At 70.0% G+C, this 24,526-nt stretch carries 21 protein-coding genes; 10 read left to right on the plus strand and 11 right to left on the minus strand.

Annotation, left to right across the window (positions count from 1 at the left end):
* Positions 1 to 76: 76 nt before the first annotated feature.
* From CG723_RS08750 to CG723_RS08770, 3 genes are all read right to left on the minus strand, one after another.
* The gene (locus CG723_RS08750; RefSeq protein ID WP_100593759.1) at positions 77 to 850 is read right to left on the minus strand and encodes a polysaccharide deacetylase family protein; all 774 of its coding nucleotides are present in this window, start codon (positions 848 to 850) and stop codon (positions 77 to 79) included.
* 573 nt (positions 851 to 1,423) lie between these two features.
* A complete protein-coding gene (locus tag CG723_RS08760; RefSeq protein WP_100593760.1) occupies positions 1,424 to 2,008 on the minus strand; it encodes a GNAT family N-acetyltransferase in 585 nt (194 codons plus the stop codon).
* Between the two features lie 864 nt (positions 2,009 to 2,872).
* The gene (locus CG723_RS08770; protein WP_199841702.1) at positions 2,873 to 5,077 is read right to left on the minus strand and encodes an FUSC family protein; all 2,205 of its coding nucleotides are present in this window, start codon (positions 5,075 to 5,077) and stop codon (positions 2,873 to 2,875) included.
* A gap of 518 nt (positions 5,078 to 5,595) precedes the next feature.
* On the opposite strand from CG723_RS08770, the gene CG723_RS08780 reads away from it, so the two are divergent.
* A complete protein-coding gene (locus tag CG723_RS08780; protein ID WP_100592721.1) occupies positions 5,596 to 6,093 on the plus strand; it encodes a cupin domain-containing protein in 498 nt (165 codons plus the stop codon).
* 276 nt (positions 6,094 to 6,369) lie between these two features.
* On the opposite strand, the gene CG723_RS08785 is transcribed toward CG723_RS08780, so the two are convergent.
* The 6 genes from CG723_RS08785 to CG723_RS08805 form a co-directional block, all read right to left on the minus strand.
* Complete coding sequence (locus CG723_RS08785) at positions 6,370 to 6,975, minus strand: hypothetical protein (protein ID WP_100592722.1); 606 nt, start codon at positions 6,973 to 6,975, stop codon at positions 6,370 to 6,372.
* 592 nt (positions 6,976 to 7,567) lie between these two features.
* On the minus strand, positions 7,568 to 8,251 hold the full coding sequence (snpA, locus tag CG723_RS08790) for a snapalysin (RefSeq protein WP_100592723.1): 684 nt from the start codon (positions 8,249 to 8,251) through the stop codon (positions 7,568 to 7,570).
* Positions 8,252 to 9,041: 790 nt separating this feature from the next.
* Complete coding sequence (locus CG723_RS08795; protein ID WP_234374211.1) at positions 9,042 to 10,106, minus strand: peptidase dimerization domain-containing protein; 1,065 nt, start codon at positions 10,104 to 10,106, stop codon at positions 9,042 to 9,044.
* Positions 10,103 to 10,555 (minus strand): hypothetical protein, encoded by a 453-nt coding sequence (locus tag CG723_RS47435; RefSeq protein WP_234374212.1) that lies wholly within the window; start codon positions 10,553 to 10,555, stop codon positions 10,103 to 10,105. Before CG723_RS47435 ends, CG723_RS08795 begins: the two co-directional genes overlap by 4 nt.
* Positions 10,548 to 11,612, minus strand: coding sequence for an S-methyl thiohydantoin desulfurase domain-containing protein (locus CG723_RS08800; protein ID WP_100592724.1), 1,065 nt, complete (start codon positions 11,610 to 11,612; stop codon positions 10,548 to 10,550). Before CG723_RS08800 ends, CG723_RS47435 begins: the two co-directional genes overlap by 8 nt.
* A gap of 107 nt (positions 11,613 to 11,719) precedes the next feature.
* On the minus strand, positions 11,720 to 13,366 hold the full coding sequence (locus tag CG723_RS08805; protein ID WP_100592725.1) for an OPT/YSL family transporter: 1,647 nt from the start codon (positions 13,364 to 13,366) through the stop codon (positions 11,720 to 11,722).
* Positions 13,367 to 13,619: 253 nt separating this feature from the next.
* Here CG723_RS08805 and CG723_RS08810 point away from each other — a divergent pair, with 253 nt between their 5' ends.
* Complete coding sequence (locus CG723_RS08810; protein WP_100592726.1) at positions 13,620 to 14,402, plus strand: IclR family transcriptional regulator; 783 nt, start codon at positions 13,620 to 13,622, stop codon at positions 14,400 to 14,402.
* Between the two features lie 10 nt (positions 14,403 to 14,412).
* On the opposite strand, the gene CG723_RS08815 is transcribed toward CG723_RS08810, so the two are convergent.
* Positions 14,413 to 15,093, minus strand: a complete 681-nt coding sequence (locus CG723_RS08815) for an AroM family protein (RefSeq protein WP_100593762.1) — start codon at positions 15,091 to 15,093, stop codon at positions 14,413 to 14,415.
* 309 nt (positions 15,094 to 15,402) lie between these two features.
* Here CG723_RS08815 and CG723_RS48640 point away from each other — a divergent pair, with 309 nt between their 5' ends.
* On the plus strand, positions 15,403 to 15,525 hold the full coding sequence (locus tag CG723_RS48640; protein WP_267893691.1) for a hypothetical protein: 123 nt from the start codon (positions 15,403 to 15,405) through the stop codon (positions 15,523 to 15,525).
* A 136-nt stretch (positions 15,526 to 15,661) separates the two neighbouring features.
* Here the strand turns inward: CG723_RS48640 and CG723_RS08820 are convergent, their stop codons facing one another.
* On the minus strand, positions 15,662 to 17,068 hold the full coding sequence (locus tag CG723_RS08820; RefSeq protein ID WP_100592727.1) for an alpha-L-fucosidase: 1,407 nt from the start codon (positions 17,066 to 17,068) through the stop codon (positions 15,662 to 15,664).
* 228 nt (positions 17,069 to 17,296) lie between these two features.
* Here CG723_RS08820 and CG723_RS08825 point away from each other — a divergent pair, with 228 nt between their 5' ends.
* From CG723_RS08825 to CG723_RS08855, 7 genes are all read left to right on the plus strand, one after another.
* Positions 17,297 to 18,397, plus strand: coding sequence for a sugar ABC transporter substrate-binding protein (locus tag CG723_RS08825; RefSeq protein WP_234374213.1), 1,101 nt, complete (start codon positions 17,297 to 17,299; stop codon positions 18,395 to 18,397).
* A gap of 44 nt (positions 18,398 to 18,441) precedes the next feature.
* Positions 18,442 to 19,533: a mandelate racemase/muconate lactonizing enzyme family protein gene (locus CG723_RS08830; protein ID WP_100592729.1), complete on the plus strand. Its 1,092-nt coding sequence runs from the start codon at positions 18,442 to 18,444 to the stop codon at positions 19,531 to 19,533.
* On the plus strand, positions 19,530 to 20,606 hold the full coding sequence (locus CG723_RS08835) for an ABC transporter permease (protein ID WP_100592730.1): 1,077 nt from the start codon (positions 19,530 to 19,532) through the stop codon (positions 20,604 to 20,606). Before CG723_RS08830 ends, CG723_RS08835 begins: the two co-directional genes overlap by 4 nt.
* On the plus strand, positions 20,603 to 21,616 hold the full coding sequence (locus CG723_RS08840) for an ABC transporter permease (RefSeq protein WP_100592731.1): 1,014 nt from the start codon (positions 20,603 to 20,605) through the stop codon (positions 21,614 to 21,616). Before CG723_RS08835 ends, CG723_RS08840 begins: the two co-directional genes overlap by 4 nt.
* Positions 21,613 to 23,154, plus strand: coding sequence for a sugar ABC transporter ATP-binding protein (locus CG723_RS08845; protein WP_100592732.1), 1,542 nt, complete (start codon positions 21,613 to 21,615; stop codon positions 23,152 to 23,154). Before CG723_RS08840 ends, CG723_RS08845 begins: the two co-directional genes overlap by 4 nt.
* Positions 23,151 to 23,474 (plus strand): L-rhamnose mutarotase, encoded by a 324-nt coding sequence (locus CG723_RS08850; RefSeq protein WP_100592733.1) that lies wholly within the window; start codon positions 23,151 to 23,153, stop codon positions 23,472 to 23,474. The genes CG723_RS08845 and CG723_RS08850 overlap by 4 nt, the downstream gene beginning before the upstream one ends.
* Positions 23,475 to 23,535: 61 nt before the next feature.
* On the plus strand, positions 23,536 to 24,243 hold the full coding sequence (locus tag CG723_RS08855) for a GntR family transcriptional regulator (RefSeq protein WP_100592734.1): 708 nt from the start codon (positions 23,536 to 23,538) through the stop codon (positions 24,241 to 24,243).
* The last annotated feature ends 283 nt before the right edge of the window (positions 24,244 to 24,526 follow it).

Here is a 24,526-nt window from a genome sequence, read left to right on the forward strand (position 1 = left end):
GGATGACGTCTGCGGCGATGCCACTGCCGGCTGCGTTCGGGGCATCGGCCCCGAAGCGCCGAGCCGGGGTCGAGTCTCAGCGCACCGGGAAGCCGAAGGAGTAGCCCTGTTCCTTGAGTTGGGGGAGAGTGCGGCGCAGGGCTTCGACGGTCTGGGCGCGGTCGCCGCCCGCGTCGTGGAAGAGGAGCGTCGGTCCGTTGGGCAGCTCCCGTTCGACGGTGGCGACGATGGTGTCCGTACCCGGACGCTCGAAGTCCTTGCTGTCCACGTTCCAGCCCAGCGGGCGCATGCCCCGGGAAGCGGCGAGCTTGCGGCTGTAGGGAGTGAAGGCTCCACCGGGTGCCCGGTAGTACATCGGCCGTACGCCCCCGGACGCCTTGGTGATCATGCGTTCGGCATCGAGGATCTGCTGTGACTGGTAGGCCTCGGACTTCTTGTCCATGGCGGTGTCGTGCGACGCCGAGTGGTCGCACAGCCGATGCCCGGCCGCGACGACCTTCTTCACGAGATCCGGGTGCGCCTGGGCCTGCGGGCCCACCATGCAGAACGTGGCCTTCACCTCGAACTCCCGCAGCACGTCGAGCACTTGAGGGGTCCACTCGGGGTCGGGACCGTCGTCGATGGTGATGTTGATGCCGCGGGTCCCCGCGTCCGAGGCGTGTGCGATGGTCACCGCGGTCGGTCTCACGTCACCGCCCGGTGCGGCCGGGGCCGTCGCCTCAGGTGACGAGCCGTCCGCGGCACCGGCCTGCGCGGTCCACACCGAGGCACTGGTGGCGAGCAACGTCACCCCGAGCGCGGCCCCCACCACCTTGCTGTTCCAGCCCCGCCCGTTGCTCTGCCGCGCCATGTCCGTCCCCTTCACGCAGTGCCTCACCGGTCCCGATCACCTTGCGATCACTGGGCAGGACGAGACGTACGGGCCCACGGCTGCGTCCGTTACCGATCACGGACAAGTCCGGGAAGGTTCGCGGACAACTCCTGCGGCCCGGCAGCAAAACAGGAAGCCACAACTCTGGCGGCGTCATTGTGTCGGTTGTGTTGTGTTCTTCAGGGAGGGCTCGGCTCAACAGGCCTGTCAGGTCATACCAGTTGAGCGTGCCCCGCTCTCCGGAACGTAGAAGGGCACCGTCATGCCGCAGCACACGCACCGTCTTCGCTCGACGGCAACTGGAAGCGGGACCGGGTGGCGCGGTCGGCGATCGGGGACCCTGGAGCCTGTGACCTGCGAGCGGTCGCAAAAGCGATCTTCCATCAGAATCGGACGGGTTGTCAGCGCGCTATCTTCCCCGTGACTTCCCGGCCTGGTCGGCGGTGTTCTACTACTTCGGCCTGTGGCGCGAGGGCGGGCTTGACCAGCGGATCCAGGAACTCCTGCGTACTTCCTCACTCAACCCGGACGCGGTCTCAACCAGAAACGGGCTCAGCGCCGCTGTGCGTGGGCTGGAATCGGCACGGCCGACGGCCGCCACTCTCGCCTGATCAATCCGAACACCCACGAGTCGGACACTTCGCCGTTCACGACGCAGTCTTCCCGCAACGTCCCTTCACGCATGAATCCGATCTTCTCCTGGACCCGGGCAGATGCCACGTTGCGCGTGTCGGTCTCGGCCTGGATTCGATTCAGGTCCAGTGTGTCGAATGCCCACTGCAACAGGGCGTGTGCCGCCTCCGTCGCGTAGCCGTGGCCCCACATCGCCTCGGCGAGGCAGTAGCCCAACGACGCGCTGCGGTAGTCCGGGTTCCATTCGGCCAGAACGCACCAGCCGACGAAGGCCCCGTCAGAAGCACGGTCGATGGCCACCCGCGCCCCGGTGCCTTGGTCCGCCATCGTCCGGCACATCGCGATGAAACGCTCGGCGCGGGCCCGGTCGGTCCACGGCGGGGAGTCCCAGTAGCGCATCACGTAGGTGCTGCTGTGCAGCGCGAACAGGGGGTCCGCGTCGGCGTCGGTGAAGGGTCGCAGTCGCAGGCGAGCGGTGTGCAGTATGGGGGTGGCCAAAGTCATGCGCACCATCTTGTGTCCTCATGGGGCGGGCAGAACACCGAATATCCGATCACGGTCCGGCCCTCACGACCAAGGCACCGCGTACCAGCAGATCGTGCATGCCTTCAACCAGCACCCCCGACCAGACATTCAAGGTCTGCGAACGGCACGGCTACTTGTTGGAAGAGGCTCTGTCCGGCGGTGGTGAGGTGTCGGGTGACGTCATCCCAGTGGGTGGTCGGCGCAGGCCCGCGGTGGTGATGCGGCCGCCTGCGGGGCCGGTTCGCGTCTTGCCTCTGGCCTCGAGTCGAGGACGTGCCGGGCCACCTCCGCAGCGTCCGCAGCCGTCAACGGCTGCGACAGGACACGGCTCCCGTCCGGCAGCCGCACCGCGAGCGAGGTGCGCCCCGGGCAGCGTGACCGACTCCAGGAAGTCGCACGCCAGCAGGGCATCGGCCTGGGAGCGCAGGAAGTCCGCCCAGTTGTTGGAAGCGCGTTCCGGCGCCGGGTCGATCCCAGCCTCCTGAAGGATCTTCCAGATTGGGGCGGTCACCTTGATCCCGAGAACGAGGGGATCGCCGTGGATGCGGCGATACCCCCGACCGGGATTCTCCCGCCCAAGCCGCAACTCCTGGAGCCGGATGGAGCGCACGGTCCGCGGCCTTCCCGAGTGCTTCGGCCGGGAAGGGGCAGCGTGGCGGCGTGCGACCAGATCGTGGTGCCGGCGCAGCACCGTATCCGGACGCACCAGCAGCCTCGCCCTGCGCAGCACCTCCATCGGCAGCCGGTGCAGCAATGCAGCCAAGTGCGCCTGGTTCCCCACCACACAGATCGTGATCGACGGTCAGAGTTTCGACGTGTCACCGTCAACCATGCGCGCGCTCGTCAGGGGCCGGGGGACGCGGCTGCGGCTTCCCCGGTGATCCGCTCCAGGTCCGTCATCAGCGCGTCCAGCCACGAGACGGCCGCGTAGTACACCCGCGGCGCGCCCGGCGGCTCCACCGCGAAACCGTCGAAGTCGGGGTCCCGCAGCGGCACCGGGGCCTGCGGGGTGTCGCCACCCGGATCGAGCCGCGCCGACACCAGCAGCATCCGCCCGGCCACCCGGTCCCCGAGGCGGGACACGGCCGCCGACGGCTCCAGCTCCAGGGGTGGTACGACGATTCGCTCGGCCGGCACCAGCAGTCGGTCGGCTCCCCACAGGGTGTGGTGGGCGGCCATCAGAGTCGCCTGCCAGTCCTGGGAGCCGTCCTGGCCGGCGGGTTCATGGGGGCCTGTCGAGCCCTGCGGATCCCGTCCGGGGCGGGCAGTGGTCAGGCCCTTGGGCTCGCTCTGGAACTGCGCGTACGCCGACTCCGCCATGACCAGCGAGTGCTGCAGCGAGTGGTGGCCCGGCGCGGCTTTCACCGGCGCCCGTACCCCGCCCGCTGCCACCTGGGCGCTGGTCGCCACCACGTTCTCCGCCGCGCCGCGCAGCAGTACTGCCATCGACCGCCGCAGTTCGTCGTGGGCCCCCCGCGGCCAGGCGAGCAGCCCGAAGACAGCGCCGATGGCACTGCCGGTCAGCACGTCCAGCAGCCGGAACTCGGCAAGCTGCCACGTCGTGGGCGCCAGCTGTGCGAACGCCAGGGCCACCACCAGCGTGAACATCGCCTGGGCCCAGCCGATGCCCTTGACCGGCCCCAGCGTGAACGTGATCAGCATCAGCGGCGGCAGCACCGCCGCGTACACGGCGATATTGGTCCCGACCAGCGTGAGCAGCCCGGCCACGATCAGCGCGCCGACCAGGGTCCCGGTCAGCGCCACCCGCACCGTCGACCGGGTCTCCCGTACGGTGGTCCGGGTCAGAGTCAAGGTCGCCAGCAGCACCCAGAAGCCGTGCGGCAGCGTGTCCACCCCCGCGATCAACCGGGCCGCGGCGAGGGCCAGGCTGATCCGAACCGCGTTCTGGAAGAACACCGACCGGGCGCCCGCGTGCCCCGCCATCCGCCACCACCACAGCTGCGGCGCGCGCTTCCGGGCGTACCAGAACCGGCCCGGGGCCGCCTGCGCCGCGCCCGCCCGGCCCCGTACGGCGATGGCCGCCGCCGTGGACATCGCCAGCGCGGCGTCCGCGAGCTCCAGCACCGCCGCGTGCCGGCGCAGCGCGGCCGGCGCGGCATCCGCCTCCGGGCCGGCCGCCAGGGCGGTACGGGCCCGCAGCAGCTCGGCGTGCGCGTCCCCGGCGGCGGGAGCCCGGCCCCGCAGGCGGTCGGCCGTCTCGCGTGCCGTGTCCCGCACCGCGCGCAGTACGACCAGCCAGACCTCGGACTCGGCCGGCCCGGGATTCCATTGTGGCGGAGCGGTCAGCCGCGCCAGCAGGGTGCGCGTGGCCAGGCCGGTGTGGGCCAGGCCCCGGGCCCGCACGCTCGGCCCGGCCGGCCGTTCGGCCTCCGGCACCTGCGAGGACCGCAGCGCGCTACTGGCGGCCTGGGCCTCCTGCGCCGTCCGGGCGGTGACCGCGTACGGCGGCCCGGTCAGCTCCTCGGCACACCGCCGGGCGCTGTCGGCGGCCCGCGCGGCCAGCTCCCTGTAGGGGACGGTGGGAGGATCCGGCAGCAGGAACGTCTCCGCGAGCACGAGGAACACGATGCCCACCGAGGCTCCGGCCAGCCGGACGCCGAGCGAGCCGGGGTCGTAGGGCGGGAACGACGGCAGGATGTACATCAGCTGGAGCCCGGGCGCGGCCCCCGCCGGGCGCGGGCCGCCCACCGCGGAGAAGGCCAGCGCGAAGCCGACCACCAGCATCCCCGCCGTCGCGCTCCAGGTCTGCACCGACAGGTAGGTGCCGACGATGATCAGCACCAGGCAGACCGGCAGCAGCCGCGCCACCACCGTGGCACGCTGCCGGCCTGTCCCGGGGATGTGCGACAGTCCCGCCAGCGACACCGCCGCGAACAGCGCGTAGGTCGCTGCTTCGGCCGAGCCGAAGCCGTACAGGCACAGGTAGAACCCGGCGCCGGCGGCCATCGTGACCCGCACGGAGCGGCGGGCCGCCGCCCGGTAGGCGGCGGGCAGCCGGACCCGGGGAACGCCACCGGTACCACCCATGCCACCAGGATCACCCCGAGTTGTGCGGGCCGCTCGCCCGGGAGGTCAGTCGGCCTGGAGCTCGCCCATCCGGCTCAAGCCGTCGGCGCTCTCGATCGTCGCGCTGACGGTGTCCGGCCGTACGGCCGGCGAGCGGCCGCATCGTCTCCAGGGCCGCCGTGAAGGGCTCGGAGGGCACGTTGGCCTCGGCGGCCCTGGGGTTCTCGCCGTGGACGGGTGGGTCCCCTTCGCCGCGGCCCACCGTGCGACCCCGCTCACCATCGTCCAGATCCGCAGGCACCTGTCGAACCGGGCCGTCGACGAGGTGACCCGGCAGGAGGTGCGGCCACGGACACGCCGGTGTCGATCGGCGAGGGAGAAACGCCCGGTGAGCACTGCCCAGCCCGTGAACGTCGGCTAATTGACCCATGAATTGGGCCACGAAGTGCACCCCACGACAGGTCTATCTGCTCTATAGAGTTGCGTTCACAAGGCGCCGGGAGAGCCCGAAGCCGCAGCTCAGAGGCAGGATCACCATCATGAACGCGCAGACTGCACCCAAGGCCCTCCTCACCCGTGCCGCCACCGCCGAGACCACTGCGGACCCCAGCAGCGTGATGACACTGCTCGCGGACTACGGCACGGACGGCAGCGCCCTCACCAGCTACCGCTCCACCTTCGCGAAGGGAGCGGTCGGTGCTCCCGCGCACTTTCACACCAAGGCGTCCGAGCTGTTCTTCGTCTTGGACGGCGCTTTGCGCGTGCTGATCGATGACGAGGTCAAGGTTTTGGAGAAGGGCGACTTCCTGATGGTGCCGCCGCATACTCCGCACGCCTTCGCCGCGGCCCCGGGCCGCGAGGCGGATGTGCTGTTCGTCTTCAGTCCGGGCATGCCGCGCTTCGACTACCTGCGCCTGCTGGGCCGTGTGATGCGGGGCGAGGCCGGTTTCGAGGAGATCAAGGACTCTTCGGAGCTGTACGACAACCACTACGTCGACAGCCCTGTCTGGCAGGCCGCCCTTCAGGACGCCAAGTAACTCTGCGCCGCCGCTCAGCCCTTCAGGCCCGACGACGTGATCCCCTTCCGAAGCGGCCGCTGCTCGATCACCACCGCCACCCCCGGGATCAACTACAGCACAACTCCTTTGATGGCTAGGGGAGTTGACCCGATCCCGAGGTTGCCCTGCAGGGAGCCAGGTCCAGCGGCACCGGGAAGGTCTGGTTACTGGTCTCCAGGATGAGCGGCCGGAAGAACTCGAAGCGGGGCACAACTCGTAGAGGTCGCCCCACCATCGGCGTCCTCTGCTCAGCCGTCAGGCGCGTAGACCCGCTTGCCGCAGGCCGATCGCGGCCAGGTCGGCGATGACCTGTTCGTCGCCGCGCCGCCAAGCCTCCGCGAGGCCGCCGGGTGGCGCGGGCACCGCGGCGAGTGCGCGCTGCGAACCGGTGAGGACGCGCAGCGCGAGGAGGTCGGCGCCACCCGGATCGGCGGCGAGGCGTCGGGTGACGGCGCTGCGGCGGATCCAACGCAGGCGCGGGGGCAGCCACAGCAGCAGCACGAACACCACCGGAATGACGATCAGGACGACCGTGGTCAGCGTGGCCACGTGGCCCACCGTGTCCTGGAGCGAACGACCCGCGTCGGCCAGCCCCGTGCCGGCCTCGGCGGCGGACCCGAGCTGCTTCTTCAACTGACCCCCGACGAACGGCACCTTCGAGGCCGCATCGCCCGCGTCGACGAGTCCGTCGGAGAGGCTGTTGCCGGCGCTTTCCGCCTTGCGGCCCGGATCGGCCAGTCGCCCGATCGCGTCGTGCACGACCAAGGCCAGCTTCACCGCGGCGTAGATCAGGGCCGCCGCGATCAGGTCTGCGAGGATCTGGCGGCTTCGACGTGCCGGGGTCTGGGCGTAGAGGCGCATGGGCGTGCTCCTTTTCCGAACGGGCATCGGCGGTCGGCGGCTGCCCGTACGGCTACCCTGATCGGGAGGGTGGAACTCCGTGCGAACCGTCGGCCCATGGGCCTTCAGAGATAGACCACGCCCTGTTGCATTTTCGCGCGAAGGCGGACGGCACCGTAAACCACACCCGTTCGCGAGCCTCATCTGATCCATGTGGGCCTCTCAGCGTGCCCTACCTTTCAAGCGGGTCGGATCTGATCATTCGTAGGATCAGGGACGCCCAGGCGTTTCGGGTATGGCTGTCAGTTTGTCGCCGCTTGATGGCGCAAAGAACTTGGCAGCCTGGAGCCCAGCGACGACTCGACCGCTAAGGGGGATTCGCGACTTGACCGCTTCGCAGGACAACTCCGGCGAGGTCGTCTGCTGGGACCGGTGTGAGACGACGAGCCGGCGGAGGTGGCTGTGCCCCAGATATGGGCCGGAGTGGACATTGGCAAGGGACGCCACCACTGCGACAGTGCAACGCACGGCCCGGCGAGCACACGTACGGACCGTGGTCCGGCGCCACGGTCCGTACCGGCGGTGCAGCGCTCGGGTGGTCAGCGGGCCTGGTTCACCGTGCCCAGGTCCTGCCGGAGTGCGGGGCCTGCGCGAGTCCGGTGGCCCACAGCTGGTCGACACGCGAGCGTTCGGTGGCGTTCGGGTAGTGGCTGGTGCAGGACGGGCCGGGGCCTCCGCCCGACATCAGCTCACTGCACGGCCCGCTGTAGTTGTCCGGCAGGCCAAGCACGTGCCCGGTCTCGTGGGTGGCGACGCGGACTGAGTCGTTCTGCCGGCTCTGGGTGTAGTCGAGGAAGATGTAGCCGTCTCCGTGGCCGTTGGTGGAGGCGTAGGACCCGTCTGGGTCGTTGCCCTCGCGGTAGGAGAAGTCGGCACCACTCGACGTTGCCTGGAGCTTGACGTTGGATTCGGAGCTGTTCCAGATCGAGGCCGCGCTCGATATCTGCGAACGGAAGCTCGGTGCCTGGGAGGCGTTGTAGTAGACGGTCACCGCCTGCGCGTTGGGCTGGGCGGCGCGCTTCTCGGCGACCGACTTGAGCACGGCGTCGAAGAACGCCTTGTTGTTCGCAGTCTCCTTGACCGACCCGGCGTACCGCGCCACGGAGGTACCGGCGGCAGCGGACGGGGTGGCGGCCGTCTGGGCGCTCGCCGGCACCGCCGCGCCCAGCGCGCTGGAGGCCAGACCCAGGCCGAGAACGATGGCGAGGGTCCTCGCGGACGTTCGGGACGACTTCATACGGGGTCTCCTACTCGCTCGGTGACGCCGAGCGCCCGGGGCGTGGTCGGCTCTGCCTGAACACGGTTCCGAACTGCGGCGACGTCCTGTGAGTCGTCATTCTTAGAACGGCTCGGCAGGGAGCACAACGGGTCCCGCCACTACGTCACCTCGTAGGTCCCGGGACCTCGCCAGGGCCGTGTGCGGGTCTTCGGCCCGCATACGGCGGCACGAGGGGAAGCTGTCGCGGCGTCAGAAGTGTTACGCCACGGGGCATCGGGCGCGCGGGTCGGTCGGGCGGAATACGGGGATGTGCAGCAGGATCCGAATTAGGGTCAATTCGGACAAATGACTAGATGTCCGCCATGCCGCATCTACTAAGGGTGCCGGTCAATTGGCGGAGCGCTGTGACTGATGTCATAGAACAAGGACTTTTGTTCCTTTCGCGCCCCACCGGCCTCGGGGCGCCCCCCAGGGAGTCACCCTCGGCGCTGGGCGGCGCCCCTCGCCGCTGAGCCGCCGCCGCTCGGCCCGAATCGGGATGGAGGCCGGGCCCGCCGTGCAGCCCGGCCCGTCGAGTGGTGTTCCGGGACACCGGTGTCCTGGCTCGGCCGGCTTGCACGTCGATGCCCGGGCGGATTCGGGTCATGGCGGGGTACGTGTGGCCGCGGGGTGCCGGTGATCCGACGCCAGAGAGCCCGCGGCCTGGACGCCGCGCCGAGTTCGACATGACGTTGAGGCCGACAAGCTACGGGTCGGCCTCAACGTCGCAGAGTCCGGTTCCACGACCGTGACACAGGGCTCTGGGATGTCAACGCGCCCCGGCCGGCCCCGCCCCTTGAACGCCGGAGGGGCTTGATCGGGCAGTCTTGTCCCGGAGGGCGTATGCGTTCAGGGTCAGGGACAGGCTCGCCGTCAGGCGTCGCGCGTACGGGAGGTGGAGGGACTCGTTCGGGCCGTGGGCGTTCGCACCCGGGCCCAGTACCCCGCAGGCCAGGAACTGGGCCTCGGGGAACTGCCGGGTCAACCTCCCCATGAGAGGAATCGTGCCGCCCTGCCCGATCCGGGCGACGTCCGCCCCGTCGAAGCAGGCCCGGCTCGCCGCGGACAACGCCGCGCTGAGCCAGGGGAGTTCGGCGGGCGCGTGCCAGCCGTCGGCGAGGACCGGGTCGGGCGTGAAGCGGACCGACGCGCCGTACGGCGGGTCCGCTTCAAGGATGCGGCCGACGGCCGCGACGGCTGCCGCACTGTCCACCGTCGGGGGCAGTCGCAGGGAGAGCTTGAGCCGGGTGTGCGGACGCAGCACGTTGCCCGCGGTGGCGACCGGTGGCAGTCCGTCCGCTCCGGTGACCTCCAGGCTGGGGCGCCAGGCCCGGTTCAGGAGGAGCTCCGCGGGATCGCGGCTCACCGGCGAAGCGTCCCCGGACCAGTCGAAGCGCCCCCAGACCTGGTCACCCAGGAGCGCCGCCGCCTCGCGGGTCTGGGCGCGGCGTCCGTCCGGCACCTCGCAGTGCAGCGCACTGGGGCGCAAGGTTCCCGTCGCGCCGTCCTCCAGGCGGTCGAGCAGCTGCCGCAGTACCCGGAACGACGACGGCACCACACCGCCCGCGTCCCCGGAGTGCGCGCCGTCGCCGAGGACACGCACGTCGAGCGTTCCCCCGCAGGCCCCGCGCAGTGACGTGACCAGCCACAGCCGTTCGTAGTCGCCCGCGCCGGAGTCCAGACAGACCACGAGGCTCACTTCGCCGATGCGCGGCGCCAGTTGTGCGAACCAGTGGTCGAGGTCGGGGCTGCCCGATTCTTCCCCGGCCTCGAACACGCCGACGCAGCGCGGCCGGGCGGCACCCTGTTCGGCCAGCGCACGCACCGCGGTCACCGAGGCGGGCAGCGCGACCCGTCGTCGGCGCCGCCGCGGCCGTACAGCCGGGTGCCGTCGAAGGCCGGTTCCCACGCGGTGCGGCCCTCGGTCCAGCCGTCGCCCTCGGGCTGCTTGTCGAGATGGCCGTAAAAGAGGACGGTCTCGTCGGAGCGCGCGCCCTCGCCGGGGATCTCGAAGAAGATCAGCGGCGTACGCCCGGGTGCGCGCAGGACCTCCACCCGCAGGCCCGGCAGTGGCACGTCCCGCAGCCACGCTGCCGTCGCGTCGACGGCCCGGTCGAGGTGGCCGTGGGCCTCCCAGTCCGGGTCGTACGCGGGACTGACCGCCGGGATACGGATGTGCTCATGGATCAGGGGGAGCACATCCGTGTCCCACTGCTTGTCGCAGAAGTCCCGTACGGGACCGGCGTCCGCCACGGCACCGGCCACGGCTCGCGGCTCAGGCATCGGCGAGGATCTTCGCCACCGGGGCGAACTCGATGCCGAGCAGTGCCTCCACCGGCGCGTACACCTCGGGCATGAACATCGTCGTGGAGAGCTGGAGGTTCTCGGCCGGGGCGACGAGGACGCTGATCTGCTTGCCGACCTCGACATCGGCGGAGGCGAGTGGCTGCCCGGCCTCGTCGAACGTCGTGATCAGGTCGGGGAAGGACGCCTTGCGCTCGCCGCCGGCCTCGAAGGCCATGTACTCGTTGACGAAGTGCAGCGTCGTTCCCTCCGCGTCGTCCAGCACCGCGACGCCGACGTCCAGGCCCTCGCGCTGCTCGCAGCGGTACTCGCGCACCGTGCCGGTCACCGCTATCTCACCGCCCAGGTGCCCCGCGGCGCCCGCCGGGCCGTTCCCAAGGAAGCGGTGACCGAGCTCGATGGCGAAGCTGATCGCGCCGGGTGCGCCGTTCTGCACGGCGTAGCCGACCTCGACCGGGTTGCGGGCCACGCCCACCCAGCCGCCCGCCTCGACCGAGGCGCGCCGGACGACGTTCGAGGTGGCGTCCAGGGTGCCGGAGACCGCGCCCTCGACGTACGCGTACGGCTTGCCGCCCGCGTAGCCCTGGTAGGACCGGTAGCCGTCCCGCGCGTGCAGGCCCATCGCGCCCATCTGACTGGACGGGTGAGCGCGGCCGTTGCAGGCCAGGTCGATGACGGGCAGGCCGGTCATCGCCGAGTGGAACCAGCCGTTGATGGTGGTCTCGGCCCCGTTCTCGTTCGTGTGGATCGCGACGAGCTCGCGCGGCAGGTCGCGGCGGAGCAGTTCCAGGGCGCGCAACAGGTGGGTCGGCAGCACCTGCGGGTCGGGCGCGGCAGGGGCGCCCACCAGGGCCACGGTCGCGGTCAGGTCGTCGGCCGCGAACTCGTCGGCGGTCCACAGCTCGGGCGCGCCGACCTGGAGGGCCAGGTCGGCGGTGCGCAGGCCCCGCTCGACGAACCCGCCGCCGCCTCCGCCCAGTACGGCTCCGCCGTACACGGCCGCGCGGATGTCGTCGTGGGTCAACTGTCGCTTCACGGGGGTCTCCCAGGGTGGTTCTGTGCAGGATGTGCGAGAGGACGGACGGGTGCGAGAGGACGGACGGGGGCGTCGTCCGGTCGTGGGTGTCCGGTTACGGCGTCCGGCTACTTGGCGGCCTTGAACACGCCGTTGCCGAACGAGTAGAGGGCGTCTCCGGCGATCGCGCCGCCCGCGAAGACCTCCAGGTCTTCCTTGGCCTTCGGGCCGAGCACGCGCGGGGCGAGGACACGGACGGCGATGCCGGCGGCGACCATCCAGCCGGCCATCGGCGTGGTGATCAACAAGCCGGTCGCGAGCAGGATGCCGAGCTGGCGCCTTGAGCCACCGACGATCTGCACGATCGCGCCGGGGATCGCCCACAGGGCGAGGTGCTGGGCGGTCTCCACGGACGGGCCCGCCTTGATCGCGGCGACGTACGCCGCGTCGATCGGGGCGGTCTGCCCGTTGTCGAAGAACATCCGGTACGAGACGAGGACGACGACGATGGCGACGCCGAAGCCGATCATCGCGGCGATCAGCTGCTGGCGGCGGCCCTCCAGCTCGAAGGCCGGGTCGGCGTTCTCGCCGCGCAACAGGTGGCCCGCCTTGAGGTCGTAGCCCATGTCGGCGAAGGCCGGACCGGTCGCGGCGGTGAAGCCGGACAGGACGACGAGCGCTTCGGGCGGGAATCCGATGAGGATGCCGAGCAGCAGCGTGATCAGGGCGATCGCGAAGGCCGGGAACCAGCCGGAGTGCATGGAGGCGATACCGACGAGCAGCTCGTGCACGAACGCGGCGACGGTGGCGTACACGAGGAACCCGATCAGCATGCCGGGGCTCATGTGTGCCGCGGCGCCGGTGCCGAACGCGAGCAGGATCGAGATGACGAGGTAGGCGCCGAAACCCAGGCGCATCGAGCGGCCCAGGCGCTGCGCGCCGTCCCGGGTGCCTTCCGGCGCGCCGGCCGGTGCGGCCGCGCGGGCCTCGTCGGCCGCGGTGCGCCGGGCCTTGAGAATGGTGCGGCCGACCTGGACCAGGGCGACCACACCGGCGCCGATCATCATGCCGTGCGGCAGGTACATCGCGTTCAGATCGAGGCCGAACAGCGGCTCGGCGTACTGGGTGAACAGCAGGCCGACGCCGAAGGCGGCCATGGCCGCGAACCCGCCGATGAGCGCCACGCCGAACGCCGACATCGGCAGTGTGAACACGGCGCCGGCCAGTCCGGTCAGCAGGCCGAGGCCGAGCACCTTGGCGCGTCGGCCGCCCTCGTCGCCCGCCTTGATCGCCTCGGCGGCGGCGAGACCGGGCGGCCAGGGGTTCTTCGCGGGGAAGGCCGGGGTGTCGTACATGCGGTAGAGCAGCCAGGCGTCGACCAGCATCGCGGCGGCGACACCGATCAGCATCGGGATGATCATGTTGTCCATCCCGAACAGGAACGGGATGCCGATCGGCAGGAACAGGCTGTTCGCGGCGCCGAACGTGGCCGAGGAGATGCTGGTCTGCGCCAGGTTCTGGGCGTGCACCGAGCGGAATCCGCGCAACCGGACGAGCGGCACCCGGGCCAGGGTCATCGCGGCCAGCGCGCCGATCAGCGAAGTGCTGGGGGTGACGCCGAGCGTGGCGAGCAGCTGTACGCCCACGACGGCGCCGAACACGCTGAGCACCACGGTGAGGATCAGGTTGCCGGGTGCGAGGGCGCGGGGGTGGTGTCGCCCCTGACTCGCGGTGTGCGAGGTCTCGGCCTGGGGCGCGGCGTCAGTGCGGCTCATGGGTCTCCGGTGCTCCCTTGCGGGTCGGCGGCTTGTCAGCCGCCAGAGGAGGTTCTAAAATCTGGAACCAGGTCTTAATTTCTGGATTCCTTTGGATCATCCATACGGCGTACCGCGCCGTCAAGGGTGCGACCCGGGATCTCGGTATGTGGGCGGCCCGGAGGCGCGGGCGGGGTGCGGTCAGGGGTGCGCCCGGCCGCCCCTTACGATCGGACGAAACGACTCGGGGGAGCTCGGGGGAGGCGGGAGAACGGTGAGCACACTCGCCAACGCGCGCGATGTCCTGCGGTTGATGGCGCGCCTGCAGCGCGACCTGACCGTGACGGATGTGGCCGGCGCACTGGACCTGCCCAAGAGCTCCGTGTCGCGGACGCTGAGCATGATGGCCGACTACGGCTTCCTCGACCGGGACCCGGTGAGCCGCGCCTACCGCCCCGGCGAGCTCGTCATGGAGGCCTCGTACCACTTCCGTGCCTCGCGCAGCACGGCCTCCCTCCTGGAGGAGGAGCTGGCCAGGCTGGTCGCCGACATCGGATACACCGGGTACGTGGACGTGCTGGACGGCGCCGAGTCGCTCGTGCTCCACATGCGGATCGGCACGGTCGGCGCGCTCCAGGCGTACACCCCGGCCGGTACCCGGGCGCCCGCCTACGCCAGCTCCATGGGCCGCGCGCTGCTCGCCCGTCTGGACGACGCGCAGGTGCTGCGGCTCGTCGACGCCCGCCTCGAACAGAGCACGGGTTCGGCGCCTCGCACCCCCGGTGAACTGGTCTTCTGCCTGGCCCGGGTGCGCGCCAACGGCTGGGAGTCCTCGCGCGGCGAGTTCGTGCCGAACGTCGCTGGGATCTCCGCCGCCGTCCTCGACAGCGACACCGGCCAGGTCTTCGGTATCGGGATCGCGCTGCCCGCCCCCGAGGTTCGCGACGAGAACGAGGCGCGTTTCGGCCGGGCCGTACGCGACGCCGCTCTGCGCGTCGGCAAGCGCATCGGTGACCCGTACTGGCTGCGCTACGTGGAGTCCGGCGCCGCCCGCTGAGTCCGCCCGGTCAGTTCAGCATCGGGCCGAGGGCCGCGCCGACCACAGCAGCCGGTGTCAGTACCGGCACGGTGACCCCGTCGGCGCGCAGCGCTTTGCGGTGTCGGGTCCCGAAGCCCATGCAGTCGAGCATCAGGGCGGTCGCACCCGCCTCCAGGTGGGTGCGAGCCGCCGCGCTCAGGGCCAGGTGGTCGTCGGCGTACGGCGAGGCTGTGGCGAAGGCGGGGGCCGGAATGATGTCCCGCCACTTCTCGCGGGCCTCGGTCACCTGCTCCGGCAGCGGCACGACGATCCCGACCTGACTGCCCCGCAGCACCGTGGCGACGTACCCCGTAACCAGCGCGTCCGGCTCGACGAGCCGTGCCCGCCGGGTCCGGAGGCCGGAAAACTCGCCCGTGCACAGAAGCACCACGACGTCGGCGCCCTCGTCCTCCACCTGGTCGACGCGGGTTTGCAGCCCGGCCCCGACGGCCTCGGCGTCCAGCGTCACGGAGCCGCCGTCGGCCAGTCGGCTGAGGAGTGTCGCGCGCCCGCGCGTGGCCGCGAAGCGTGCCTCGACCTCCGGTCGGGTCAGACCGTCGAGCACTCCGGCGTGCCGTACGCGCGCTGTCGCAGGCAGGTACGCCTCGATGGCCTGGGAAAGGTCCGGGCGTGGGGCCTGACCGATGGTCAGAAAGGTCACCGCGTGCATGACGCCTCGCTTCATAAGGAGTTCCAGATAATGGATCCTGGTTCCGTATTAACGTATCCCCACTCGTCGGCTGCCGGTAGGTGTCTCCCGGTGGTACTCCTCCGGTCCCGGCCCAGGGCATCAATCGGCGCCCGCCGACCGGCTCGCCGCCGAGTGCGGTGTGTCCGCGGTGGTGGTTGTAGCGGTGGAGGAAGTCTTGCCAGGGCTGCGGTGCGTTGAGGGTCGTTCATCGGACCGTCCAGCCGTTACGGCCGGCGAACCGAGTGGTGCGCCGCATGCCACCTCTGCTAGGAGGACGGTGACGGCTTCGTGCCGGACAACTGGCGGTCCCCCTACGACGTGCCCGAGGCGTACGAGATGAAGTTTGCTCCCAACCGCGTCGAGGCTGCCCGCCAGGCACAGCTCAATGCAGGCCCGGAACGCGACGGCTGAGGACGACGACGGTGACGTGCCTCCCCGTCCTGACCGGCCGGGGAGGCACGGCTTGTCGATCACCCCGAATCGTGGAGACCCGTCCAGGCGGCCAGCCGCTCGTTGAGGCCGGCCCCGTAGTCGTGTTCGCTGCGGGTCAGTGCAGTTGGCCGATCTCCTTCAGGCGGTCGACGTACAGGTCGGGGATGCGCCCGCTGAGGTCAGGTGCGACGTTCAGCAGGAACAGGGCGTTGCCCTCGTTGGCCTTCTTGAGGTTGGTGACGATCTCGTCGGCCGGCCGTGGAGCGCCCGTCCCGGTGGTGTGGAACCACGTGCGGTTGGTGTCGAGTGTGTCGCTGGCGTCGGTGGGGCGGGGGTTGGAGGCCGGCGGCATGCCCTGGACCGGTACCTCGTACACGATGACGTCGGTGGTCCGGAGCGAGCCCTCGTGGTCGTTGTTCGCGACGACCGTGTGCGGCGAGGTCTTGCGGATCATGTCGCGGACCGGCTGGTAGGGGATCTTGGAGTACGGGATGTTCCAGCCCCAGCCGTCGAACCAGAGGTAGTCGATCTGCCCGTACTGGGTGAGCAGTTCACGCAACTGGTTCTCGATGAGCTCGGTGCTGTCGCCGTTGTGCCGGTCCCAGATGGAGAAGTAGAGGCCGACCTTGAGACCGTTGGCGTGCATCGCGTCGACGTATTCGCGGACGATGTCGCCCTTGCCGTTCTTGTACGGGCTGGCGGCGACGGAGTAGTCGGAGTACTTCGTCGGCCACAGGGCGAAGCCGTCGTGGTGCTTGGCGGTGAGCACGCCGAACTGCATCCCGGCCGCCTTCATGGACTTCGCCCACTGGTCGGCGTCGAGGTTCGTCGGGTTGAAGTCCGCGGGGTTGCCGTTGGGGTCGGCCCACTGCTCGTCCTGGTACGTCGACATGTTGAAGTGCATGAACATGCCGAACGGGTTGTTGTCCACCCACTTCTGAGCGGCCCGGCTGGGCTTGAGGACGGACGTTCCGAAGACCTGGACCTCCGCGAGGGCCAGGTAGCCGCTCCCTTCGAGTTGTACCCGTACGTAACGGGCCGAGTGCTTCAGGGCGACCTCGGCCGAAGCGCCGTCGAGGGTCCCGAACCGCGTGGCGCTCACGCCGCTCTGCGCCTTTGCCTCTTCCAGGCCGGCCGAGCCGAAGGGCTTGTCGGAGGTCAGGACCCAGAAGTTCGACAGCCGGTCGGTGCAGCAGTCGGTGCGGTTCCACACGGTGACCTTGGTGACGTCCTGGCTGCTGCCGAGGTCCGTCTGCCACCACGGCTGTGCCTCCAGCGCGGTGTGCGAGACCGAGTCGGCGTAGTAGCTGCCGTTGTGCTCACCGTCGACGGCGCGGGCTGCCGCGCCGTCGTAGGCGGTGCTGCTCTGTGTCGCCCTGGTGCCGATGGCCAGGTCCCGCAGCTCGCTGCCGGCCGGCGGCGTCGCGTTCGATGTCGCGGCGGAACCGCTCTGAACTCCCGCTGTCAGCAGGGTCAGTACGGCCAGTACGCCGATGAGATACGTCCTTGCGGAGCGTCTCACGCCTACCTCCTCGTCGGAGAATTTTCCTATACGATTTCGGCGTGTAAGGGGGATGTCAAGGGGCGCGGCACCCCTCGCGGACACCTGCGTGCTTCGTATCAATTGCCGCTATTGTTCCCGTATTTGGGTGGCAACTTCACCGCGCGGTCATGTCACACGTATTGACGCGGCCGCAGCGTCAGCGCACCATCACCCTGCAAAGATCCTATTGGATTGGGGTGGATGGGCGTGAAGAACCAGCTCCTGCTGAGAACCGTGGCGCGGGCCGCCGTCGCCGGGACGCTCCTGGCGGCCGGTGCGGTGGGCTGCACGGTGAAGAACTCCGGGGATCCGGTGAACGCGGGCGCCGGAGCGTCGGCGAGTACGGGCGACGGAACGGCCGAGCTGGCCAACGGCTCGGGCGTGAAGGTCGCATTGGTCCCCGGCGGGGCGCACCCCTACTTCCAGCCCTGGAAGCAGGCCGGGCGGACAGCCAAGAGCACGTACAAGCTGGGAGGAGTCACTTTCGACGAGACCGCCGAGTGGGACCAGCAGAAGCAGAACGATCTGCTGTCCTCCCTCGCCGCCCGCGGCTACAACGCCTTCGGTGTCTTCGGTGTCTCGCCGACCGACATCAACAGCACGTTCGCCCGCCTCAAGTCCCAGGGGCTCCCCGTCGCTTCGCTCGGCTCCTGTCCCGCGGGCACGGTCGACAAGGCGGACTTCTGTCTGTCGACCGACGTCGAACTCGCCGCGTACAAAGCTGCCAAGGCCGCCATCGACCAGATGGGCGGCAAGGGCACCCTGGTCCATCTGACGGGCAACAACGTCGACGCCAACACCCAGTTGCGGATCAAGGGCGTGGCGAAGGCGGTCCGCGAGAGCGGCGGGAAGGTGAAACTGCTGCAGACCGTCACGGACATCGACAAGGACCTTCAGACGGCGCAGAAGGCGGTCTCCGACCTGATGGCCGCCAAGGGCAAGTCGATCCAGGGCATCGTCGCCACCGCCTACAACCCGGCGGTCGCCGCCGCGGGCGCGGTGCGGAGTTCCGGGTCGAAGGCCAAGGTCATCGCGATCGACGACGACGCCAAGATCCTCAGCTCGATCAGGAACGGCTCCGTGAGCGCGACCGTCGTACAGAACCCGGTCGGCCAGGCCGACATCGGGTCCTGGGTGCTCGCCCTGCTGCAGACCAAGCAGTGCACGATGCGGACCCCCGGCGTCACGGTCGACTCGGGGTCGTTCGTGGTGACCAAGGAGAACGTCGCCGACTACGACACCGCCCGCAAGGCCAAGACCGCCGTGCTGAAGAAGAAGTTCGCCGACGAGCTGCTCAACTGCCGCTGACCGCCGGCCCCGTACCCCTGCACCTCCCGTACACCCGGAGTCCCATGAGCATCGTCATCACCGCCGCCACGGCCCATCTCGCCGACATCGAGGTCGAGACGGTACGGACCGACGCCGTCCAGTCCTTCGTCAAGCAAGAGACGATCTTCGTCGACCTCACCACGTCCGAAGGCCTCACCGGCACCGGATACGCGTACACCATCGGCACCGGCGGCTCGTCGGTCCTCGCCATGCTGCGCGACCACCTGCTGCCCAGGCTGATCGGGCAGGACGCCCGCCGCGTCGAAGGACTGTGGCAGGAGCTGTTCTCCCTGACGCGCGCCACGGCCGTCGGGGCGATCACCTCACTCGCCCTCGCCGCGGTCGACACCGCCCTGTGGGATCTGCGGTGCAAGCGGGCCGGCGAACCGCTGTGGCGGCTGGCCGGCGGGTTCCGCCAGGACGTTCCGCTGTACGACACCGAGGGCGGCTGGCTGCACCTCAGCACCGAGGACCTCGTCAAGGGCGCCCTGGATGCCCGGGACAAGGGCTGGTCCGGGGTGAAGATCAAGGTGGGCAAGGAGCACGTCTCCGAGGACGTCGAGCGGCTGCGCGCCGTACGGGAGGCCGTCGGGCCCGCCCTGCACATCATGACGGACGCCAACCAGTCCCAGACCGCGTCCTCCGCGCTGCGGCTCGCCGCGGCACTGGAGCCCTACGCTCCGTTCTGGCTGGAGGAGCCCCTGCCGGCCGACGACGTGAGCGGTCACGCACGGTTGGCGCGGGCCACCTCGATTCCTGTGGCCGTAGGTGAATCCCTGTACTCGTCCCTGCAGTTCAGGCAGTACCTGGAGTCGGGCGCCGCCTCCGTCGTCCAGGTCGACGTGGCCCGCGTCGGCGGCATCACGCCCTGGCTGAAGGTCGCCCATCTCGCCGAGACCTTCAACGTCATGGTCTGTCCGCACTTCCTGATGGAACTGCACATCAGCCTCGTCGCCGCCGTGCCCAACGGCCGGTTCGTCGAGTACATACCGCAGTTGAGGGCCGTCACCCGCTCGGAGCTCGCCGTGGACGGCGGACGCGCTCTCGCTCCGGACGTGCCGGGTATCGGCATCGACTGGGACCGGGACGCACTGGACGACCGGACGGTGGCATGAACACCACGACCGCACCACCCGCGCCCGCGGCGGAGCCCGCCACCGACAAGCCCCGGTCCGCCGGTCGGCTGCCGTTCTGGGTCAACCAGCAACTCGGGCTCCTCGTCCTGGTCGTCGCGCTGGCCGCGCTGTTCGGGGCGCTGCGTCCCGCGTTCTTCAACGCTCAGTTCTCCCTCTTCCCCCTGCTCAGCGACATCTCCACACTGACCGTGGTGGCACTGGCGCAGATGGTCGTGCTGTCGGTCGGGCACATGAACCTTGCCGTCGGACGCATGGCCTCCTTCGGCGCCATGTTCGCCGGACTCGGCTACGACAGGCTCCATCTCCCGCTCGTCCTGGGCCTGTTGCTCTGCCTGATCGCCGGCACCGCGATCGGGGCGCTCGCCGGATGGGTGATCGCCCGGACCGGAGTGAGCTCCTTCGTCGTCACGCTGGCCATGGACTTCGCGCTCCTGGGACTCGTATCGCTGCTGTACGGGGCGCTGACCGACAATGCGGCCTTCACCTCGACCCCGGCGGGCATGGCGGAGCTGCGTAGTTACTCGCTCGCCGACATCTGTGCGGGCCCCGTCTGCGGCTCCAACGCAGTACCGCAGCTTGCCCAGTTCACGGTCCTGTCCCTGATCGGCCTCGGCTTCCTGTACCGCTACACCCGCACCGGCCGCGAACTGCTCCTCACCGGCGCGAACCCCGCCGCCGCGGAACTCTCCGGCATTCCGACCCGCCGGCGCATCGTCACGGCCCACGCCCTGTCCGGGCTGCTCGCCTCCCTCGCCGGATTCATGGCGGCCGTCAGCACCGGGTCGTTCCGGGCATCCATCGGCGGGGAGTTCATGCTCCCCTCGTTCCTCGGGGCGGTGCTCGGCGGCACGCTGCTGACCGGCGGAGTCGTCTCCGTACTCGGTGCGCTCCTCGGCACCTCGCTGGTGGACGTGATCCGCAAGGGGCTCGATCTGCTCGGGGTCGGACTGGAGAGCCTGAACATCTATCTGGGCGGCGTCCTGCTGCTGGCCCTCTCGGCCGACCGGATCCGTAACGTCGTCTCCTACCGCAAGGTGGTGCGGTCCACATGAGCCTGACCCGTGACGTCCTGACCACAGTCACCCCCGTGATCCGGCGGCACTCACGCTCCACCGAGACGACGCTGCTGGCCGTCGTCGTCGTGGGCTGCGCCGGCCTCGCGATCGCCTCCTCGGGCGACTTCCTCGGCGGGAACTCCGTCCGGACCTTTCTGCAGTACCTCGCCACTCCGGTACTCATCGGGCTGGCCCAGATGGTGGCGCTCTGTGTGGGCCAGCTCAATCTGGCCGTCGGCGCCCTGGGTGGATTCACCGCCGCCGTGATGGCCGTTCTGATGGCCGACGCGCACTGGCCGATGGCGGTCGTGGTGGTGGCCGGAGTACTGATCGCCACCCTGATCGGGCTGCTGACCGGCGTGTTCATCGTGGCCACCCGGATCAACGGCTTCATCGTCACGCTGGCCACCATGACCATGCTGCTGGGCGCCCAGTACCGCGTGGTGGGCACCCGGACCGTGGACGGCTACTCCTCCTTCCTCAAGGACCTGGGGTCGGCCGCACCGCTGAACATCCCCCTGGTGTTCCTGACGGCCGTCGCCACGGCCGCGCTGCTCGCGCTGTTCATGCACCGCGGCATCGCCGGGCGCCGGCTGCTCGCGGCGGGCGGCAATCCCCTCGCCGCACGCCTGTCCGGCATTTCCACGGACCGGCAGATCGTCCTCGCCCACACCCTGTCCGGACTGCTGATCGGTGTCGCCGCCGTCACCGCCACCGCATCCCTTCCCGGAGTCAACGCCAGCGTCGGCGGCGACTGGCTGCTGCCCAGTTTCGCGGCCCCCATCATCGGGGGAGTGGCGCTCACCGGCGGGTCGGTGGCCGTACTCGGCACCGTCCTCGCTGCCTTCCTCATGCGGCTCATCGACACCGCGCGGGCGCAGTTCTCGCTCGACCCGAGCTGGGTGAACTTCCTCATCGGCATCGTCGTCCTAGGCACCGTGATAGGCGGCCGTATCCGTCAGTCGAAGGACACAACACCACTCCCCGTCAACGGAGTTGCGTCATGAGCGAGGTACTTCTCGAGGCCCGCGGCATCGTCAAGGTCTTCCCCGGCGTCCGTGCGCTGGACGGCGTGAGGCTGCGCCTGGAGGCCGGCACCGTACACGCCCTGCTCGGCGAGAACGGCGCGGGGAAATCCACCCTGATCAAGGTCCTCACCGGGGTCCACCCGCCGGACGGCGGGCAACTGCTGCTGCACGGTGAGGGCGTACGGTTCCGGTCACCGCTCGAGGCCGCGCACGCCGGCATCGGGGTCGTGCACCAGGAGCGGAACCTCGTGCCCGCCTTCTCCGTCGCGGAGAACATCTGCCTCCAGGCCCCGCCGTCCCGACGCGGGATGATCGACCGCGAGGCGATGTCCGCCCCCGCCCTGAGGTGCCTGGCCGAGATCGGGGTGGAACTGGATCCGCAGACGCCGGTCTCCCGACTATCTGTCGCCCAGAAGCAGTTGGTGGAAATCGCGAAGGCGCTGTTCACCGAGAGCAGGGTCCTGCTGCTCGACGAGCCGACCGCCTCCCTCTCGCCCCAGGAGACCGAGCGGCTCTTCGGGGTGATCCGCAGGCTCGCGGACCGGGGCACCTGCGTCGTCTTCGTCAGCCACAAGCTGGAGGAGGTGTTCGCGGTGTGCGACACGGTCACGGTGCTGCGCGACGGGCAGTCCGTACTGGGCTCCGCACCCCTCGCCGACCACACCCACGACGACGTGGTGAACCTGATGGTGGGCCGCGCCCACACGACGTCCGGCTTCACATCGCGGACCGTCGACACCACCTCACCGCCCGCCCTCTCGCTCTCCGGATTCTCCACCGGCGCCGGGCACCGGGACATCACGCTCGATGTCCGGGTGGGCGAGATCGTGGGCCTGTACGGACTCGTCGGCGCGGGCCGCAGCGAACTGGCCAAGGCGATCCTGGGACTTGACCGCATCGAGTCCGGCGAGGTCCGGGTGCACGGTGCCCCGGTGCGCATCAACTCGCCCCGGCAGGCGCTGCACGAGCACGGCATCGGCTATGTGACGGAGAACCGCAAGGAGGAGGGCGTCTTCCTGGAGCAGCCGATCGTGCGGAACATCACGGTCACCGTCTGGCGGAAGCTGGCCCGCGCCCTGGGGTACGTACCGGCCGACCGCGAACGCGCCACGGCGGCGGAACTGGTCGAGCAACTCGGCATCCGTATCTCGGGACTCGACCAGCCCGCCGGGGAACTCTCCGGGGGCAATCAGCAGAAGGTGAGCCTCGCGAAGTGGCTCGCCGCCGACACCCGTCTGCTGGTCGTCGACGAGCCCACCGTGGGCGTCGACATCCGTACGAAGAGGGCCTTTCACGAACTGCTCTGGGAACTCGCGGGCAAGGGCCTGGCGATCCTGCTGATCAGCAGCGACCTCGGCGAGATGGTGACCCTGGCGGACCGCATCGTCGTCATGGGCGGCTACCGCACGCGTGGCGAAGTACAGAACGATCACGACTACGAGGAGATGAGCGGCCGGATCATCCGTCTCATCCACGGCCGGTCCGAGGAGGCCGTACACGAGAGGAACACGGCATGAAGCGCATGGCCCAGGTCATCAAGGTGCGGCCCGAGAAGCTCGCCGTGTACCGGGAGCTGCACCGCGACGTCCCGCAGCCGGTCCTCGATCGCCTGCGCCGTTCCCAGATCGCCAACTACTCGATCCACCTGCTGGGCGACCGGCTGTTCAGCTACTTCGAGTACCACGGCGACGACCTGGAAGCGGACCTGCGGGCCATGGCGGACGACGAGGCGACGCAGGCGTGGTGGGCGCTCACCGACCCCTGCCAGGAGCCGGTCGAGGAGGCGGCGCCAGGGGAGTGGTGGACCGGCCTTGAACAGGTGTTCCTCATGGAGTAGGGAACGGCCTCGATAGACTCGTCCCCACCGATCGATCCTTCGCTGCGCACCTGGAGGCCGGATGCCGTCCCACGACCCCCCTGCCTCCGACCGCCTGAACGGCCCGGCCGCGAAGCCGCAGCGCCAGGTGCTGACGGACACCGTGTACGAGGCCATCAAGGCCATGGTGATGGACCACGAGATCGTCCCCGGCGCCCGCGTCGGGATCGAGTCCCTCTCGCGGTCCCTCCAGGTCTCGCCCACCCCGGTGCGCGAGGCCCTGGCCCGCCTGGAGTCCGACGGGCTGCTGGTCAAACGGTCGCTGGCGGGCTACCGCGCGACCGAACTGCTCACGCCGGAAGGGCTGGAGCAGCTCTTCGAGATGCGGCTGCTCCTGGAACCGCGGGCTGCGGCTCTCGCAGCGAGGTATGCCGACGAGGCGCAGCTGGACACCCTCGAGCAGCTGCTGGAGGACATGCAGACCCGCCCCGCAGTGGACGGCCGGTACGCCGCCTACCGCGATTTCGTGGCGTTGGACCAGCGCTTCCACGATGCCGTTGCGGCCGGCGCCGGGCGCCTGCTCCTCGCGGACGCCATCGAGCGCCTCCACTCCCATCTGCACATCTTCCGGCTCCGCTCCATCCCCGGCGCGGGCGAGCCGACCCTCGCCGAGCACGAGCGCATCGTCCGTGCGGTGCTGCGCCGCAGTCCCGAGCGCGCATCGGAAGCGATGGCCGAGCACCTGCGGCTCAGCCTGGACCGGCAGCGCAACCGCGGGGACGCCGGGTAGCGGGCGGAGCCACTCTCACGGCGGCTGGTGCGCCGGACAAGCGTCGCGGCACGGCTCGCGGAGCCCTCGGCGCATTCCTGTGAACCGGCACAGATCGGCACGGCAAGGAGCGTTGGGGGTCACGCGGGAGGGGTGCGGCATGGCTCGCTGCAGGGTTGCCGGACGCCGGACGCCGGACGCCGGACGCCGGACGTCGCGAGCACCGCGCTGGAGTGCCAAAGGGCTGCCCAAGTGGATTGAGCCCAGGCCTTCCACACGATGCCGTTGAGGACCGTCCGGTCAT

This window comes from Streptomyces sp. CB01635 (genome assembly GCF_002803065.1).
Taxonomy (GTDB): domain Bacteria; phylum Actinomycetota; class Actinomycetes; order Streptomycetales; family Streptomycetaceae; genus Streptomyces.